16 protein-coding genes are annotated in these 17,581 nt (G+C 66.0%); 9 read left to right on the forward strand and 7 right to left on the reverse strand.

What is annotated here, in order from left to right:
- Window positions 1-32: 32 nt before the first annotated feature.
- From C2U30_RS20760 to slyA, 4 genes are all read right to left on the reverse strand, one after another.
- Window positions 33-392, reverse strand: coding sequence for an MliC family protein (locus tag C2U30_RS20760; protein ID WP_010673456.1), 360 nt, complete (start codon window positions 390-392; stop codon window positions 33-35).
- Window positions 393-575: 183 nt separating this feature from the next.
- Entirely contained in the window at window positions 576-1,604 is a 1,029-nt protein-coding gene (locus C2U30_RS20765) for a DUF2955 domain-containing protein (protein ID WP_010673457.1), read from the reverse strand.
- 10 nt (window positions 1,605-1,614) lie between these two features.
- On the reverse strand, window positions 1,615-2,670 hold the full coding sequence (locus C2U30_RS20770; protein WP_010673458.1) for an HlyD family secretion protein: 1,056 nt from the start codon (window positions 2,668-2,670) through the stop codon (window positions 1,615-1,617).
- A gap of 1 nt (window position 2,671) precedes the next feature.
- On the reverse strand, window positions 2,672-3,145 hold the full coding sequence (gene slyA / locus C2U30_RS20775) for a transcriptional regulator SlyA (protein WP_010673459.1): 474 nt from the start codon (window positions 3,143-3,145) through the stop codon (window positions 2,672-2,674).
- A gap of 258 nt (window positions 3,146-3,403) precedes the next feature.
- On the opposite strand from slyA, the gene C2U30_RS20780 reads away from it, so the two are divergent.
- Entirely contained in the window at window positions 3,404-4,969 is a 1,566-nt protein-coding gene (locus tag C2U30_RS20780; RefSeq protein ID WP_041213369.1) for an ATP-binding protein, read from the forward strand.
- Between the two features lie 3 nt (window positions 4,970-4,972).
- The gene (locus C2U30_RS20785; RefSeq protein WP_039039279.1) at window positions 4,973-5,665 is read left to right on the forward strand and encodes a response regulator; all 693 of its coding nucleotides are present in this window, start codon (window positions 4,973-4,975) and stop codon (window positions 5,663-5,665) included.
- Window positions 5,666-5,770: 105 nt separating this feature from the next.
- Here C2U30_RS20785 and C2U30_RS20790 read toward each other — a convergent pair whose 3' ends face one another.
- Window positions 5,771-6,679, reverse strand: coding sequence for a LysR family transcriptional regulator (locus tag C2U30_RS20790; protein WP_103244448.1), 909 nt, complete (start codon window positions 6,677-6,679; stop codon window positions 5,771-5,773).
- Window positions 6,680-6,778: 99 nt separating this feature from the next.
- Between C2U30_RS20790 and C2U30_RS20795 the strand changes: the two genes are divergently transcribed.
- Complete coding sequence (locus C2U30_RS20795) at window positions 6,779-7,762, forward strand: aldo/keto reductase (RefSeq protein WP_103244449.1); 984 nt, start codon at window positions 6,779-6,781, stop codon at window positions 7,760-7,762.
- A 114-nt stretch (window positions 7,763-7,876) separates the two neighbouring features.
- Here C2U30_RS20795 and C2U30_RS20800 read toward each other — a convergent pair whose 3' ends face one another.
- A complete protein-coding gene (locus C2U30_RS20800) occupies window positions 7,877-8,764 on the reverse strand; it encodes a DMT family transporter (protein WP_010673465.1) in 888 nt (295 codons plus the stop codon).
- Between the two features lie 96 nt (window positions 8,765-8,860).
- Between C2U30_RS20800 and C2U30_RS20805 the strand changes: the two genes are divergently transcribed.
- Window positions 8,861-9,655, forward strand: coding sequence for an AraC family transcriptional regulator (locus C2U30_RS20805; RefSeq protein WP_103244450.1), 795 nt, complete (start codon window positions 8,861-8,863; stop codon window positions 9,653-9,655).
- Window positions 9,656-9,706: 51 nt separating this feature from the next.
- On the opposite strand, the gene exaC is transcribed toward C2U30_RS20805, so the two are convergent.
- Entirely contained in the window at window positions 9,707-11,224 is a 1,518-nt protein-coding gene (exaC, locus tag C2U30_RS20810; RefSeq protein ID WP_103244451.1) for an acetaldehyde dehydrogenase ExaC, read from the reverse strand.
- A gap of 290 nt (window positions 11,225-11,514) precedes the next feature.
- Here exaC and C2U30_RS20815 point away from each other — a divergent pair, with 290 nt between their 5' ends.
- The 5 genes from C2U30_RS20815 (at window position 11,515) to phoR (ending at window position 17,400) form a co-directional block, all read left to right on the forward strand.
- Complete coding sequence (locus C2U30_RS20815) at window positions 11,515-13,191, forward strand: sigma-54-dependent Fis family transcriptional regulator (RefSeq protein WP_103244452.1); 1,677 nt, start codon at window positions 11,515-11,517, stop codon at window positions 13,189-13,191.
- A gap of 283 nt (window positions 13,192-13,474) precedes the next feature.
- Window positions 13,475-14,761 (forward strand): GGDEF domain-containing protein, encoded by a 1,287-nt coding sequence (locus C2U30_RS20820; protein WP_103244453.1) that lies wholly within the window; start codon window positions 13,475-13,477, stop codon window positions 14,759-14,761.
- 68 nt (window positions 14,762-14,829) lie between these two features.
- Window positions 14,830-15,240, forward strand: a complete 411-nt coding sequence (locus C2U30_RS20825) for a VOC family protein (protein ID WP_010673470.1) — start codon at window positions 14,830-14,832, stop codon at window positions 15,238-15,240.
- 102 nt (window positions 15,241-15,342) lie between these two features.
- Window positions 15,343-16,032, forward strand: a complete 690-nt coding sequence (gene phoB / locus C2U30_RS20830) for a phosphate regulon transcriptional regulator PhoB (RefSeq protein ID WP_010673471.1) — start codon at window positions 15,343-15,345, stop codon at window positions 16,030-16,032.
- Window positions 16,033-16,104: 72 nt separating this feature from the next.
- The gene (gene phoR / locus C2U30_RS20835) at window positions 16,105-17,400 is read left to right on the forward strand and encodes a phosphate regulon sensor histidine kinase PhoR (protein WP_042014623.1); all 1,296 of its coding nucleotides are present in this window, start codon (window positions 16,105-16,107) and stop codon (window positions 17,398-17,400) included.
- Window positions 17,401-17,581: the final 181 nt, after the last annotated feature.

A 17,581-nucleotide genomic window follows, 5' to 3' on the forward strand; every position in this document is an offset into this window, starting at 1 on the left:
TTCGTGTGGGCTGTGTGCCATGACGGCGCGGATCACTGCTCCTTGCAGTCGTTGTAGCGGCTCTGCCACTCCCCGGCGTCATCACGCATCTCGACGAACCCCTCCTTGCCCTTGTTCCACCAGACCACCTCGTGATCGTCGGTATAGCGGGCGCCGGAGGCGGAAACCGCCTGGGGCAGGGTGTAATCCTTGCCATCGGGGAGGGAGAGCTTGACGAAGTTCAGGCTCTCGTCCGAGAGGGAGAAGTAGCGAACCTGCACTTTCTGGTTCTGTTCACACAGATAGGTGACGGGATCGCCGCCGGTCACTCCCAGCTTGCCGCTGCCCAGATCGCAGCCGCCGAGCAGGGTGATGGCGCCCGCCCCCAGTAGAAAGAGCTTGGCGTGTTTCATGTTTGATCCTCACAACGGTGTCATATGGCCTTGAGCCTAACAGGATGAGGCACAACTGCAACCTCGTGGCGGGAGCCCTGCGTCGGGATGCGTCCGTCTCCCTCTGGTCCGTGGGGCAGGCAAAAAAACGCCCCGGCAGGCAAGCGGGGCGAAAGGGAGCCATCCAATGGCTGCAGAAAAGGGTCAGTGGCCGAACCGTGTCGCCTCGAAGCGATTGAGCAGCCGGTGGATGAGGTAGCAGGCGAGCAGTGTGACCACGATGGCAAAGAGGATGCTGCTCACCCGATAGAGGGCGCTGAACACCAGGTCGTTGCCCGGGGTCAGGTACTGGCCGAACAGGATGCCGAGGGTGGTGAGGGCACCGAAGCCGACTCCGGAGCCGCTCGCCTCCTTCACATGGGCATAGCTGAACAGCATGGCACCGAGCCAGAGCACCGGGGTCACCAGCAGCAGCAAGCCGGACCAGTCATAGAGCACCAGTTGCCCCAGGATGCCGAAACTCACCCCCAGCAGGGTGCCCATGGCCCGCTTGCGGGCATAGTCCAGGGCGCCGTTCCAGTGCATGGGGAAGAGCAGCAGCAGGGTGGTGGCCTGGGCGGACATGGAGTCGCGCAGATCGAAGATCTGGAACACCAGGAACGAGAGGGTCGCGATGGACGCCCCCAGCAGGGCTTCGTGGCGCATCCGGTGCGGCGCCTTGGGGGAGGGGGCCGGCCTGGGGCGCTCCTCCACATCCGGAATGAGGGCCGTCATCAGATAGGCGATGAGCACCGACAGGACGCTGGCCCAGAGGTTGCTGAAGATGAGGTCGTTCAGATCAATCCCGGGGTAGCTGGCAAAGTGCAGCATGATGCTGAGGCTGAGCACCCCGTTGGCACCGAACAGGAACAGGCTGCCCCGGGACATGGCGGCGAAACGGTAGAGGAAGAGCAAAAAGACCAGGGGGGTCATGAGCCCCGGGTGGCCGCCAAACAGGCCGCCGAGCAGTCCCACTTCCAGACCGCACATGGCGGCGGAGGCGATGAGCTGGCGGGCGGCGTGACCGTTCATCACCGGCACCAGGCCGAGCAGCAGCACCGGGGTGACGGTGAAGAAGACCCCGTTGCTCCAGCCGAAGATCTTGCACAGCACAAACCCCAGGGTGCAGCCAAAGGCGATGCGCAGACACTGGCGCAGTTCGTTGGGGGTGAGGGGTCTGTGCCACAGGTTCATGGTCATCATCTCAATAGATGTAGTGCAGCAGGCTGAGCAGACGGATCTGGCCGCGGGCCAGCAGCCCGGTCAGGGTGTTGTCCGGCAGCAGCTGCACCGTGGCGCGAGCCCCGGCCGGCAGGTGGGCGGGCAGTTGCTCCAGGGTCAGGTGCAAGCGCAGGCGCTGGGCATCCCGCACCCAGCGATCGGACTCGACGGGGTTCGCAAGCTGGCCGTTGGCGTCAAACTGGCCGGCACTGACCCCGGCATCCAGGCTGGCGACGCGGGCCGGATAGAGGCGACCGGGCTCGCCGTCGAAGGCGACGAGGGCCTGACTGCCGGCGCTGACGTGGCGCAGGCTCTTCTCGCGAAAATCGGCGATCACGTCCACCTGCTCGGAGACCAGGGCCAGCAGGGGGGAGCCTGCATTGGCCACGCTGCCAGGCTTGAGCTGCAGGTTGGTGATGATGCCGTCCTGGCTCGCATGAACCCGGCTGTAGGCGAGGTTGAGCTCGGCCTGGGCGAGGCGGTTGCGGGCCTGGCGCAGCAGCAGGTTGTCTTCCCCTGGCAAGCCGCGGTTAACGCGGGCCTGCTCTACCCGGGCCTGGCTGCCGAGCAGGTTGGCACGGGCGGTGCGGGCGGCGCTGTCGGCGTCATCTTTCTGCTGTTCAGAGACCATGTGACGGCGGTAGAGGGCGTCGATGCGCGCCGCTTCCCGCTGTTTCTGGTCGGCCTGGGTGCGCAGCGAGCTGTACTCCGCCTCATAGGCGGTCAGGGTCGCGTCCAGCTGGCGGTTCTGCTGCCTGGCCTGATCCAGGGCGAGCCTGGCCTGATCCACGGCGAGCTGGAAGGGTTCCGGGTCGAGGGCGAACAGCAGATCCCCCTGCTTGACGTGCTGGTTGTTGGCGACGGCGACTTCGACCACCTTGCCGCTGACCTGGGGGGCCATCCGGGTGACGACCCGGGTGGCCATGGCCTGGGGGGTCAGGGGCATCTTGATGTCGGCCAGCAGAAAGTAGCCAAACACCAGGACGAAGCAGACGATGGCCCACTTTATCCAGCGCTTGAATTGTTGATCCGGTGTCATCTTATTCTCTCTCTTCATGCTGTGCGGCTATCTTGCCAAGGGCGTTGGCGGAGATGCGGTGCACAATGTCTTCAAACTGGGCCAGCTCCTGCTGGCTGATGCCGGTGAGCAGCTCCCGGCGCACGGCGATGATGCGGCCCTCGATCTGATCGAGCAGCGCCTTGCCCGCCGGGGTCAGGGTGACGATGCGGGCCCGCTTGTCCTGGCTGCAACAATGGCGCTCGATCAGCCCCTGCTCCTCGAGCTGACCCAGGGTCCGCATCAGGGAGGGGAGCTCTATCTCCAGGGCCTCGGCCAAGGTCTTCTGGCTGAGGTGGCCGCCGAGGCGGCTGAGTTTCCACAGGGCGGTCCAGCGGGGATGGGTGAGCCCCAGAGGTGCCAGCTCGAGATCGGCCACGGTGCGCCAGAGCCGGTGCAATCGCCCCAGCTGCTCGGCGAGGGAGAGTTCTCGCAACATCTCCAGATCCTTTTTCATGACGGGCACCTCAATTACTTAGCTTGCGAAGCATTATATTTATTTCGCAGGCTAAGTAAATAGTGTGATACAGCTCACGTTCAGGTTTTTTGCCCGGGCCGTGGTGTTTAAGTTTTTATATGGCTTTGCGGGCCAGCTAACCGACAACGGCCGGAGGAGGCGTTAGAGTGGCCACCTTTGAGGTGCGCCAGGCTGGCCATTGACCCGGCCGGGGGACACCCTCACCCTGGGCTTCCCCGTCCGCTGCAAGGTTGAACGATGAAACTGCGCCACCAGCTAGTCACCCTCTCGCTTGGCTTGTCACTGCTGCTGATCCTGATCCTGGGCTGTCTGCTCGCCCTCTTCATGCGCCACCTGCTGGAGAACAACCTGAAGGAGAAGGGGAGCGATCTGGCCCGGGTGCTGGCGGCGGACAGCCGGGTGGTCCAGGCCCTGGAGAAGGGGAGCGATCCCGGGCTGCGGGATTATGTGCAGGGGATCTGCAGCCGCACCGATGCCGCCTACATGGTGGTGACCGACGAACATGCCAGGCGCCTGAGCCACCCCTCACCCGAGCTGGTGGGCCAGACCTTCCGGGGGGAGGACATCTGGCCTGCACTCCAGTCGCGCGAGAGCTACTGCTCCCGGGACGTGGGCACCCTGGGCCCCGCCATCCGCTGCTTCGCTCCCGTGGTGGGGCCCGATGGCCAGGCCATCGGCGCGGTGGCGGTGGGTTATCTGATGCGCACCGTGGAGGGCACCTATCAGGAGCGGATCGCCCTGCTGGTCGGTGCCATCGCAGCGGTGCTGGGGTGCGGTCTGCTGCTGGCGCTCTGGGTGCAGCACCTGCTGCGCCGCACCCTGCTGGATCTGGAGCCGGAGACCATCGCCAATCGCTTCGCCCAGCAGGATCTGGTGCTGGAGGGGATCTCGGAGGGGATTGTGGCCCTGGACAACCAGCACAGGATCACCATGCTCAACAGCGCCGCCTTCTATCAGTTGCGACTGCCCGGCACCGGGCGCCACGCCCTGCTGGGCCGCTCCCTGGCGGAGCTGGCCCCCGGCCTCGTGCCCACGTTGCAGCAAGGGGGAGCGGTCAGGTTCACCGTGCAGGGGGATGACTTCGTCGGCCACTGGCAGGAGCTCAGCGGTCGCGAGCCGGGGCGCATGCTCATCTTCAGCCGGCCAGACGGCACCGGCAGCCTGGGCATGCAGGTGACCCACCTGCGCCAGTACGGCGAGATGCTGCGCATCCAGACCCATGAATTCGCCAACAAGCTCAGCAGCCTCTCCGGCCTGCTCCAGCTCGGCCACGTGGATCAGGCGGTAGACCTCATCCAGCAGGAGAACGAAGCCTGCCAGAACATGTTGCAGGATCTGCTGCGGGTCATCGAGAACAAGCCGGTGGCCGGGCTCATCCTCGGCAAGTTCAGCCGGGCGCGGGAGCTGGGGGTGGAGCTGGTGCTGGATGCGGGGTCGGCCCTCGGGGAGTATCCGGCCGAGGTGTCGGCGGATCTCATCACCTGCATCGGCAACCTGCTGGACAACGGCATTCGCGCCGCCTGGGGGAACCGCGAGCACGCCGCGCCCAGGGTGCTGCTCTCCCTCGATGATCTGGGGCGGCGGCTGGTGATCGAGGTGGAGGACAGTGGCGAGGGGGTGGACGAGGCGCTGGCGGATCACCTGTTCGACTACGGTGTCAGCCGCCAGACCGGGGATCACGGGGTCGGCCTCTTCCTGGTCAAGAAGACGGTGGCCAGGCGGGGGGGCGTGATAGAATGGCGCCGCACCGCCGAGCAGACGACCCTGTTCGGTATCTATTTGAATAAAAACCAATTGGTGTAAGTCATGAAGCCAATCTTCACGCTGATTATCGAGGATGACGAGCGGATAGGCGCCATGTTGGGGGAGCTGGTCTCCTCCACGGCCGGGTTCTCCCTGATGGGGCGGGCCGGCACCCTGGCCGAGGCGGATCGCCTGATGGCGGGGAGCGAGCCCCGCTTGCTGATGGTCGACATCTCCCTGCCCGATGGCTCGGGCCTGGAGTGGGTGAGCCGGCTGCGCAGCCACAACCGGGAGGTGATGGTGATGATGGTGACCGCCTCCTGCGACGTGGAGACCATACAGCAGGCCCTCAACCTGGGAGTCCAGGATTACGTCATCAAGCCGCTGCGGCTGTTTCGCATCCAGCAGAGCCTGGAGGAGATCCTGGTCCTGCATCGCCGCCTGTGCGAGCCGGGGGAGCTGGCCCAGAGCGATCTGGACCGCCTGATGGGCAAGGCGCGCAACCAGGGGCGGGAGGCGCGGGAAACCCCCAAGGGGATCGACGCCATCACCCTGCGCCAGGTGCTGGACCTGCTGGCGGGGGAGCCGGACAACACCTTCTCCACCGACACCGTGGCCCTGCGCCTCTCCCTGAGTCGCACTACGGCCCGCCGTTACCTGGAGTTTCTGGAGTCAGAAGATCGGCTGGATGTGGAGCTCAACTACGGCCAGCGTGGCCGCCCGGAGCGGCGCTACCACTGGCGCCGGGAGTCGTGACCCCGCCGCAGGCACAACGCCGAAGAGGCCGCGCACACCATGCTGCGCAGATAAAAGGGAGTCTTTGAGCTCCCTTTTGTTTTGCCCCGATGCGACCCGGCCCCTCTATCTGGGGTCGCCCGAGAAGGGGTGCAGGGCGGTACGGGCGCGCTCGAACAGGGCGATGAGGTGATCCGCCACGGCCCGCACCCGCCGGGAGTGGGCGAGATCGCTGTGGAGCACCAGCCAGATGGGCTGATCCACCCCGAGCTCCGGCAGCAGGCAGACCAGATCCGTCTGGCGGGCGAGGTAGTGGGGCAGCACCGCGAGCCCCAGACCGGCCTGGGCGGCGGCGAGCTGGGCCGCCAGGGTGCCGGTCTCCACCCGACAGGGGCGGCCGCGCAGCATGCGGGTCATCCATCTGGCGGCGGGCAGGTGGCTCTGGGTTTCGTTCCAGCCGATGAAGTCATCCTGATCGAAGCTGGCGGCATCCACCCCGGGGCTGCGGGCATCCAGGTAGGCGCCGGTCCCGTAGAGGCCAAAGCCCAGGGTGCCCAGGCGCCGCAGGGTGAGGTGGCCGGCATCGGGCTTGACCATGCGCACCGCGAGATCGGCATCGCGCCGGTGCAGGTTCACCGTCTGCACCCCGGTGACCAGCTCCACCCTCAGCTCGGGGTGCTGGGCAAAGAGCGTCGGCAGTGAGGGGATGATGAGGGGATTGGCCAGGTTCTCGGCGGTGGCGAGGCGCACTGTGCCGGCCACCTGTCCCTGCAACTGCCCCGCCTCGCCAAAGGCCAGTCCCGCATGTTCCAGCGCCTCGGCTCGCTCAAGCAGGGCCTCCCCGTCGTCGGTCAGGCGATAGCCCTGCTGGTGGCGGCTGAACAGGGGCAGGCCGAGGGCCGCCTCCAGCCTGTCCAGGCGCCGGGAGACGGTGGCCACTCCCATGCGAAGGGCGTGGGCGGCACCGCTCAGGGTGCCGCTGCGGGCGATGGCCAGGAAGACGCGGGCGTCGTCCCAGAGCAGGAGATCGTGCATGATTTTTCCATAATCGGAAGATAGGTTGCCAGTTATCTCTATATCTCATTCATTTTCGGAAGACCATACTCCCCTGCAACTTGTCAGGGAGAAAATGCGATGCAACGACGAACACTGGGAGCCAACCTGCAGGTCTCTGCCCTGGGGCTGGGCTGCATGGGGATGAGCGAATTCTACGGGCCGCGGGACGATGAGACGTCCTTGCGGGTGCTGGCGGAGGCGGTGGAGCGGGGCATCGACCTGCTCGACACCGCCGACATGTACGGCCCCCACCACAACGAGGCGCTGATCGGGCGTTTTCTCGCGACCCGGCGGGGGCAGGTGAAGGTCGCCACCAAGTTCGGCATCGTGCGCCAGCACGGGGAGTACAGGCGTACCCTCGACAACAGCGCCCGCTATGCGCGCCAGAGCTGCGAGGGCTCCCTGCGCCGCCTCGGCATCGAGCAGATCGATCTCTACTATGTGCACCGCCTCGATCCGGCCCATCCCGTCGAGGAGACCATGGCCGGGCTGGCGCAGCTGGTGCAGGAGGGCAAGATAGCCCGCATCGGTCTGTGCGAGGTGAGCGAGGCCACCCTGAGGCGCGCCCATGCCGTGCACCCGGTGGCGGCCGTGCAGACCGAATACTCCCTCTGGACGCGGGAGGTGGAGGCGGCGGTGCTGCCCGCCTGCCGGGAGCTGGGAATTGGTCTGGTGGCCTACTCCCCCCTGGGGCGCGGGTTTCTGACCGGGCGCTACCAGCAGGAGGCGGTGTTCGAGGAGGGGGATTTTCGGGCCGGCCTGCCGCGGTTTCAGGGGGACAACCTCGCCACCAACCGCACCCTGGTGCAGGCGGTCATGGCCCTGGCGCAGCAGAAGGGATGCTCGGCGGCGCAGATAGCCCTGGCCTGGCTGCTGGCGCAATGGGAGGGGATAGTGCCCATCCCCGGCACCCGGCGCCTGACCCACCTGGCGGATAACCTCGGCGCCCTCTCGGTGCGCCTCACGCCTGCGGAGCTAGGGGCCCTGGGACAGGCCATCCGGACCCTGCCGGTGGCGGGGGAGCGCTATACCGCCGAGGGGATGAAGGGGGTGAACGCATGAGCGGCTCGCACTCAGCCCGCCCCGGGTTGGCCTGCTCGCTCCGTTGAGGGCACCACCTGGGCGAGAAAATGACAAAGGGAGCCGAAGCTCCCTTCTTTCATGGTGCTGGCGGGCTCAAGCCCCTTCCGGCAGAGGACGGCGTACCCTCGGCTTGAGCTGGGAGAGCATGACCCCGGTCAGGATGAGGCCGCCCCCCAGCAGGTGATAGCCGTGGATGGGCTCCCCCAGGGTGATGACGGCGATGAGGGCCGTGCACAGGGGCATCAGGTTCATGAAGACCGAAGTGCGCTCCGCCCCCAGGGTGGCGAGGCCGCGCATCCAGCAGTAGGCGGCGAAGATGGAGGAGGCGAGGCCGGCGAACAGCACCATGCTCCAGCCCTGGGCGGGAATGGCCAGGGAGTCGGCAGAGAGGGCCACCGGGATGAGCAGCAGCACCGCCAGCAGGATCTGCAGGTAGAGGTTGAGCCAGGGGCCGAACGGCAGTTGCCAGCGGCGGATCAGCAGGCCATAGAGGGCATAGCTGGCCGCCCCCAGCAGCATCATGCCATCGCCCGGGTTGATGCCGCTGTGCAGCAGTGCCAGGGGGTTGCCCTGACCCAGCAGCCAGAGCACCCCGAACAGGGAGAGGCTCATGCCGAGCAGCGCCTGCTTGCCCGGCTTCTGGCCAAAGCAGCAGGCCCCGATGAGCAGGGTGAGCAGGGGCAGCAGGGAGCCGATGACCCCCATGTTGGTGGCCGAGGTGCTGTGGGCGGCGTAGTAGGCGAGGCACTGGTAGAGCACCATGCCGAGCAGGGAGAGCACCAGCAGCTTGCCGAGCCAGGGGCGGATGTCGGCCCGGCGGCGCCAGAGCTGCGGCAGGCAGAAGGGGGAGAGCGCGAGGGCGGCGATCACCCAGCGATAGAAGGAGATGGCAGCGGGATCCAGCACGCCGGCGGCGGCCTTGGAGACCACGGTATTGGCGGCCCAGATCAGGATGGCGAGCAGGGGAAAGAGAAAAGGCATAGGCACTCCTTGGTACGATGGGGAGAGTCTAGCCTTGTCTTGAACGAGGTAAGTAGCGTAAATAAGACATGTCATAACCGCTTTGGGACAATCTGCATGGGCACCCTCACCCTGGCCGAGCAGGATCGCCTGCTGGCCGACCCCGACCCCCTCTACTTTCGCTACAGCCAGATCCAGGGGGGCAACGCCTGCGCCGAGCACGCCCACCCCTGGGGTCAGCTCAGCCTCATCAGCCTGGGGGTCATGGTGGTGGAGGTGGGGGGAGAGCGGCTGGTGGCGCCCCCGGACTACCTCATCTGGGTGCCGGCGGACCTTCCCCACACCGCCTTCAACGAGCAGACCCTGGATTACACCTCCATCTACGTGAGCCACGCCCTGGCCCCGCGCCTGCCACGGGAACCCCAGCTGCTGGCGCTCACCCCCTTGCTGCGGGCCCTGCTGGAGGACTTCACCCAGCGCCGGGTCGGGCACATGGAGGATGAGTGGGATGCCCGTCAAGGTGAACTCTTCATCGAGAAGCTGGCCCGCACCCGTTGCCAGCCGAGCTACCTGCCCCAGAGCCGGGATCGCCTGCTGGCCCCCTTGCTGGCGGCATTGCAGGCGGCGCCGGAGGACAACCGCACGCTGGTGGAGTGGGCCAGGGCGCTGCACACCACGGAGCGCACCCTGGCGCGGCGCTGCCAGAAGGAGCTTGGCATGAGCCTCGGCCAGTGGCGCACCCGGCTGCGGCTGGTGAAGGCGCTGGACTGGCTGCGGGGCGAGATGCCGGTGCAGGAGATCGCCTGGCGCCTCGGTTACGCTTCCACCTCGGCTTTCATCGCCATGTTCCAGCGCGAACAGGGCTGCGCCCCCCAGCGCTATCGCCAGCAACTGGGCCAACCCGTGGCCTGAACCGCATGAAAAAGGGCGCCCGCAGGCGCCCTTGTGGATCACGGGATGGGCTTAGAAGAAGCCGAGGGGGTTGATGTCGTGGCTCACCAGCAGGTTCTTGGTGTTCTGGTAGTGGTCCAGCATCATCTTGTGGGTCTCTCGACCGATCCCCGACTTCTTGTAGCCGCCAAAGGCCGCGTGGGCCGGGTAGGCGTGGTAGCAGTTGACCCAGACCCGGCCGGCCTGGATGCCGCGCCCCATGCGCCAGGCCAGGTTGCTGTCCCGGGTCCACAGGCCCGCCCCGAGCCCGTACTGGGTGTCGTTGGCAATGGCCAGGGCATCCGCCTCGTCCTTGAAGGTGGTGACCCCGAGCGCCGGCCCGAAGATCTCCTCCTGGAACACCCGCATCTTGTTCAGGCCCGAGAAGATGGTGGGCTGGATGTAGAAGCCCCCCTCCAGCCCGCTCACCTTGGCCGGGCCGCCGCCCAGCAGCATCTTGGCCCCTTCGCCGCGGCCGATTTCCATGTAGCTCAGGATCTTGTCGAACTGCTCGCGGGACGCCTGGGCCCCCACCTGGGTCGTGGTGTCGAGGGGGTTGCCCTGCACTATGGTGCGGGCGCGGGCCAGCACCCGGTCCATGAAGTCGTCATAGATGCTGGCCTGCACCAGGGCGCGGGAGGGGCAGGTACATACCTCTCCCTGGTTGAAGAAGGTCATCAGCATCCCTTCCACCGCCTTGTCGATGTAGCTGCTCTCGTGCTGCATCACGTCGGCGAAGTAGATGTTGGGGGACTTGCCACCGAGCTCCACGGTGGAGGGGATCAGCTTGTCGGCGGCGCAGCGCAGGATATGGGCGCCCACCTCGGTGGAGCCGGTAAACGCCAGCTTCTGGATCCGGTTGCTGGTGGCGAGCGCCTGGCCCGCCTCGGCGCCGAAGCCGTTGACCACGTTGACCACGCCAGGGGGCAGGATGTCCTTGATGAGATCCATCATCAGCATGATGGTGACCGGGGTCTGCTCGGCGGGCTTGAGCACGCTGCAGCAGCCGGCCGCCAGTACCGGGGCCAGCTTCCAGGCGGCCATCAGCAGGGGGAAGTTCCACGGGATGATCTGGCCGACCACGCCGATGGGCTCCTTGAAGTGGTAGCTGACGGTGTTCTGGTCCAGCTCGGCGGCGGAGCCCTCCTGGGCGCGGATGCAGCCGGCGAAGTAGCGGAAGTGATCCACCACCAGGGGCAGGTCGGCGGCCAGGGTCTCGCGCACCGCCTTGCCGTTCTCCCAGGTCTCGGCGACGGCGAGCACTTCAATGTTCTGTTCGATGCGATCGGCGATGCGCAGCAGCAGGTTGCTGCGCTCGGTGACGCTGGTCTTGCTCCAGCTGGCGAACGCCTTGTGGGCCGCGTCCAGGGCGAGCTCGATGTCGGCGGCGTCGGAGCGGGCCACCTCGCAGAATACCCGGCCATCTACCGGCGAGATGTTCTCGAAATAGCGGCCGGCGCGCGGGGTCACCCAGTCGCCACCGATGAAGTTGTCATAACGGGATTTGAAGCTGACCAGGGCACCTGCCTGACCGGGAGCGGTATAAATCATCTCATCATCCTTATGTGTGTGTGGTCCTGACCGGCCTGGCGGGCAGTCCGGTTGCTTCCTGTCATCGCAAGGGGCGTGCCAGCGGGTGGCGCTCTACAGAAAAAGGTTGCAAAAACGTTATCAAACGGGGTGCCAAGGGGTATCTTGGTTAACCAGTGCCCCCCAGGACGGCCCCCGAACTGTGCCGTTTCTGAACATCGGGTGTGACACTGTGCCGTTTGTGAACAGGAGACGTGATGAAGGCGCTCCCCCAAGGCGGCCCTATTTGCGAGTGTGTAGAAGGAGGTGTGATGAGCGAGTTGCCTCAATCCGGTGCCAGCCCAATCCAGCGCTCCTGGGAGCGCTGCCTGCATCAGGGGCTGAGCCGCCAGCAGAGCGCCGAGCTGGACTTGCTGCCCCAGGGGGAGCTGTCGGCTCGCCAGGAGCAGCACAGGACGCTCATCGCCTGCTTCCAGCGCTTCGTGCTGCCGCTCTTTGGCCAGTTGCTGGCGGGGAGACCCTGTCGTCTGCTGTTGTGTGACGGCGAGGGGGCCATCCTCGCGGTGAGCGGAGACGACCGGTTTGCCCGCCATGCCGAGCGGATCTTCCTGCGCAGCGGCGCCCGCTGGGGGGAGGCGAGCAAGGGCACCAACGCCATCGGCACCGCGCTGGCCGAGCAGAGCGAGGTGCAGGTGCTGGGGGCGCAGCACTTCTTCGCCCAGCACAGTTTTCTCAGTTGCAGCGCCTGCCCCCTGCTCGGGCCGGACGGGCAACTGCTCGGCGTGCTCGACATCTCCACCGATGCGGCCCACCACGGGGGCGACATGCTGGGCACCGTGCGCCTCCTGGCCATGACCCTGGAAAACGCCCTGCTGGCCCGCCAGCCGGGCTGGCTGGTGGATCTCGATCCCCAGAGCCTCTGGTCTGCCCGCCTGCTGCTGGGGGAGGGGGGCGAGCTGCTCGGGGCCAACCGGGCCGGTCGGCTCTGGCTCGGCCAGCACCCCTTCGACGGCCAGCAGTTGCTGCGCGAGCGCCGCGGCCTGCGGCTGGTGCCGGAGGCGGGGGAGCGCGCCGCCATGCTCCCCCTGCCGAGCGCGGTTGAGGAGGGGGGATCGCAGGCGCAGCAGGTGCCGCTCAAGATGCTGGAGCGGGGCATTTCATTGCTCATCGAGGGGGAGACCGGCAGCGGCAAGGAGCACCTGGTGCGCACCCTGCACGCCAGATCGAGCCGTCGGGAGCGGCCTCTGGTGTGCGTCAACTGCGGCGCCCTGCCGGCGGAGCTGGTGGAGGCCGAGCTGTTCGGCTACGTGGGGGGGGCCTTCAGCGGTGCCCGCAGCCAGGGCAGCCAGGGCTATCTGCGCGCCGCCCACGGCGGCATCCTGATGCTGGATGAAATTGGCGAGCTGCCGCTCCAGGCCCAGACCCGGCTGCTGCGGGTGTTGCAGGAGCGCGTCGTCACCCCGGTGGGCAGCCACAGACCCGAGGCGGTGGATTTCTGGCTGGTCAGCGCCAGTCATCGGGATCTGGCAGCCATGGTGGCGGCCGGCACCTTTCGCGAAGATCTCTACTACCGCATCTGCGGCTGGCGCCAGCAACTGGCACCCCTGCGGGCCTGGTCGGTGCCCGAGCGTCAGGGGCTGATCCTGAACCTGCTCGCCCAGATGGACCCGGCGCTACAACTGAGCCGGGAGGCGGAGCAGCGGTTGCTGGCCCACCCTCTGCCCGGCAACGTACGCCAGCTCAAACAGGCGCTGGAGGTGGCCTGTGTGCTGGCAGAGGGGCAGGGCTGGATTGAACCTGCCCATCTGCATCTGCCCGCCGTGGCGGGGGGGCAGAGCTCACCTTTGGGAGGGAGTACCCTGCGCGAGCAGAGTCGGCAGCGGGTGCAGCAGACCCTGGCAGAGTGCGGCGGCAACGTGAGCGAGGCGGCGCGCCGTCTTGGCATCAGTCGCACCACCCTCTATCGGGCGCTGCGGGAGGAGGGGTGAAGGGTGTCGCGCCGTCCAGCGCTTGTGTAGACTGCGGTGGCAAGGACGTTTTTTCGTTATGTTTCCATCGCAGGGAGTGCGCAATGAGCCATCTTACGACCGACGAGGCCCCCCGCCTCTCTCCCGGCTGCTGGCCGATGCCGCTTGCGCCCCATGGGGCCCGTGCCGGCTAGTCGGCACTCGTCTGCGCCCGGTGCGGCGCGTGTAATAACCTTGGATCTGGATCAGCGCGGTCCGGCGCTTCAAGGTGTAGGGTAAAAGCCCTTTTTCAGGTGTGATACCGATGATCCCTTCCTATTCCCGCATGACGACGCTGTTGTTCTGGTGCCTGCTGGCGGCGAGCCTGCTGGCCATGGTGTTATTCGAATTCGGACCCGAGCGGCGGCTCGACATCCTGAGCCAGGCCGGTTTGTCCGTGCGTGCCCAGGATGACAGGGCCCACAAGGGCTCCTCCGTCGCCACCCTGAGTCAGGGGGGCGACAGACCCGCCATCCAGTGCACCCTGCGAAGCCAATATGCCTATCCTTTCTGCGAGCTGGTTCTGACCCTGACCGACCCCGAGCGGGGGCTGGATCTCTCCGGCTTCACCGGGGTGCGGGTGAGGCTGGATGTAGAAGGGCAGGGGGGACAGGCCTGGCGCCTTTATCTGCGCAACTACGATCCCGTCTACTCGACGCGGGAAGACGAGAGTTCCCACAAGTTCAACGAAGTGCTCTTCACCGCCAGGGATTTTGGCCGCGAGCAGGATGTCCCCCTGAACGTCTTCGCCCCCAGCTCCTGGTGGGTGCAGCAGTACGACATTCCGCTGGTCCAGCAGGGGCCGGATCTGCACCATGTCTATGCCATCGAGATCGCCTCCGATGACAAGATGCTGCCGGGAGAGTACCGGTTGCGGCTCGAGCGGCTGGAGTTCTATGGCCGCTGGTGCAAGCCGGGGGACTTCTATCGCTATCTGCTGCTGGGGTGGCTTGCCTACGGCGTGCTGCTCTTCCTGGTCCAGAATCTGATGTTCGGGGATCGGCTGCGCAAGGCCAGGGAGGCGCGCCTCGCGGCTGAAGCCCTGAGTGCGAGCCTGTGCGAGCAGAACCGGCGCACCGAGGAGGAGGCCCGCTACGATCCCCTGACCGGGGCCCTCAACCGGCTCGGCGGCGAAAAGCTGCTCGGGGAGCTCGGCGAGATGCCGCTCTCCTTCATCTATATCGACATCGATCACTTCAAGGGGGTCAACGACGGTCACGGCCACCCGGTGGGGGACGAGGTGCTCAAGCACATGGTGAGCGAGCTGCTGCGCCATTGTGACAGCCTGTGCCGACTGGTGCGCTGGGGCGGGGAGGAGTTCGTGCTGGTCTGCCTCCATTACGACGAGGGACGGGCCGCCGCCCTGGCGGAGCGGCTGAGAGGGGCGCTGGAGGGGTACAGGCACTGGCCGCTGGGGCTCGGGATCACCGCCTCCTTCGGGGTGGCCGAGCGGCGCAAGGATAGCCTGGAGCAGGCGCTCAAGCGGGCCGACGAGGCGCTCTATCAGGCCAAGCAGAATGGTCGCAACCGGGTGGAGGTGGCGCCCGACTGATCCGGCGCTGGAGCCCATGGCCGGGCGGGGCTATCATGCGCCCCATCATTTATCCGAGGAGAGATGCCATGGCACAACACATTGGCGCCCTGACGCTGCTGGTGGCGGATTACGACGAGGCCATCGCCTTCTTCACCCGGGGAATGGGCTTCGAGCTATTGGAAGACACCCCCCTCGACGAGCCGGGCAAACCGGGCAAACGCTGGGTGCGGGTCGCTCCCAAGGGGGCTCCCGGTTCCGCCCTGCTGCTGGCCCGCGCGGCCAACGAGGAGCAGCGCGCCGCCATCGGTCGCCAGGGGGGCGGTCGGGTCTTCCTGTTTCTCGAGACCGACGACTTCTGGGGCGATTACGAGCGGATGCAGGCCTATGGTGTTCATTTCTGTGAACAGCCGCGCCTCGAACCTTACGGCACCGTGGTGGTGTTCGAGGACATCAGTGGCAATCGCTGGGACCTGCTGCAACTCGCTGCTGCCAACTGAATCTGAAAACGTTTATCATCCCGCCCGTCATAAAGTCATAAAAGTGTCACAGAAAGTTCTAATAATTGGCGCACCCATCTTCACAGAGGAGAGAGAAGGGATATGGCTAAGCGAATTCTGGTGGTCGAGGACGAGGCACCGATCCGCGAAATGCTCTGCTTCGTGCTTGAGCAGAAGGGATATGAAACAGTAGAAGCTGAAGATTACGCCGATGGACTGGCAAAGGTGCGCGAACCCTACCCCGAACTCATCGTGCTGGACTGGATGATGCCAGGTGGCAGTGGTATCCAGTTCCTCAAGCAGCTCAAGCAGGATGAGATGACTCGCCAGATCCCGGTGGTGATGCTGACCGCCCGGGGCGAGGAAGAGGACAAGGTGCGCGGGCTCGAGGCCGGTGCCGACGACTACATCACCAAGCCCTTCTCCCCCAAGGAGCTCACCGCCCGCCTGCACGCCGTGATGCGCCGCGTCTCTCCCACCTCGGTGGACGAGGTGATCGAGGTGCAGGGGCTAAAGCTGGATCCCGTTTCCCACCGCGTCAGTGCCGAGGAGAAGGCGCTCGACATGGGGCCGACCGAATTCAAGCTGCTGCACTTCTTCATGACCCACCCCGAGCGGGTCTACAGCCGCGAACAGTTGCTCAACAACGTCTGGGGTACCAACGTGTATGTCGAGGACAGGACGGTGGACGTGCACATTCGCCGCCTGCGCAAGGCCATCGAAGAGACGGGGCACGACAGATTGATCCAGACGGTGCGCGGGGCCGGCTACCGCTTCTCGACCCGTCTCTAGGTCAGGGCCAGTGCCGCCAGCGCCTGCCGGCGGGCATTGGACCCGGCTCTTTGCTGTCTCTAGGAGATCTTAATGTTGCAACCTTACGCCTGGCGGCGACAGTTGTGGCGAATGGCGTTCTTCTACAGCCCCTTCGTCTTGGTAGGTTGGTTAATCGATCATCTCGTTCTCTGCCTGCTGGTGGCCACGGTGCTGCACCTGGTCTGGCACTACCGCTTCCAGAAGCGGCTGTCGGACTGGCTGTGGCACGATCGCAGCCTGGTGCCGCCTCACGGCAGCGGCAGCTGGGAGCACATCTTCAACGGCATCTACAAGTTGCAGCAGCGTCACCGGGCCCGGCGCCGGGAGCTGGCGGGCCTCATCCGCCGTTTTCGGGAAGGGGCGGAGGCGCTGCCCGATGCGGCCGTGGTGTTTCGCACCGACGGCAGCATCCTCTGGTGCAACCGGCTGGCGGAGCAACTGCTCGGCTTTCGCTGGCCCGAGGATGCCGGCCAGCACATCGGCAACCTGATCCGTCACCCCGCCTTCGTCGCCTATCTAGGCAAGGGGCAGTATGACGAGCCGTTCGAGATGCACTCCCCCATCAACGAGGAGAAGTTCCTCGAATTTCGCATCATGCCCTATGCGGAGGACCAGGCCATGCTGGTGGTGCGGGACGTGACCCGGCTGCGCAGCCTGGAGAAGACGCGCAAGCACTTCGTCTCCAACGTCTCTCACGAGCTGCGCACCCCCCTTACCGTGCTCAAGGGGTATCTGGAGATGACCGAGGAGCCGCCGCCCCCCGCCATGTGGGCCAAGGCGCACAAGGTGATGATGGAGCAGACGATCCGCATGGACAATCTGGTCAACCAGCTGCTCACCCTGTCGCGCATCGAGGCGGCGCCCACCGTGGATCTCTCCCATCTGGTGGACATGCCCGCCATGCTGGGGTTGCTGGAGCAGGAGGCGCGGGCGCTCTCCGGGGAGCGGGCCCACGAGATCGTCTTCATGGTTCAGCCCAATCTGCTGGTGCGCGGGGATCAGGATCAACTGCGCAGCGCCGTCTCCAACCTGGTCTACAACGCCATCCACTACACCCCGGCGGGGCGCAAGATCACCGTGGAGTGGCGCAAGCAGGGGAGCATGGCGCTGTTTGCGGTGCAGGATGAGGGGGAGGGGATCCCCCCCGAGCATCTGGCGCGGCTCACCGAGCGGTTCTATCGGGTCGACAAGGCCCGCTCGCGCCACACCGGAGGGTCCGGGCTCGGCCTTGCCATCGTCAAGCACGCCCTGAGTCATCACGATGCCCATCTCGATATCGAGAGCCGGGTCGGTGCGGGCAGCCGCTTCAGCTTTCTCATTCCCGCCCGCATGGTGCTGGTGAAATAATATTTTGTGTCAATGTGTTAGCAACGAGAGAAGGGCTGCATCGCAGCCCTTTTTTCATCCGGGCCACTCTCGGCCCATGTCATCAAAGTGTCATATAAATTCCATAAATTTGTCACTGCCAGGCCAGATACTGGCGCCGTCTTAAAGAACGGACCTTCTGTAACACTGGAGAAGGAGTGGT

It is taken from the genome of Aeromonas sp. ASNIH5, from assembly GCF_002902865.1.
Taxonomy (GTDB): domain Bacteria; phylum Pseudomonadota; class Gammaproteobacteria; order Enterobacterales; family Aeromonadaceae; genus Aeromonas; species Aeromonas caviae.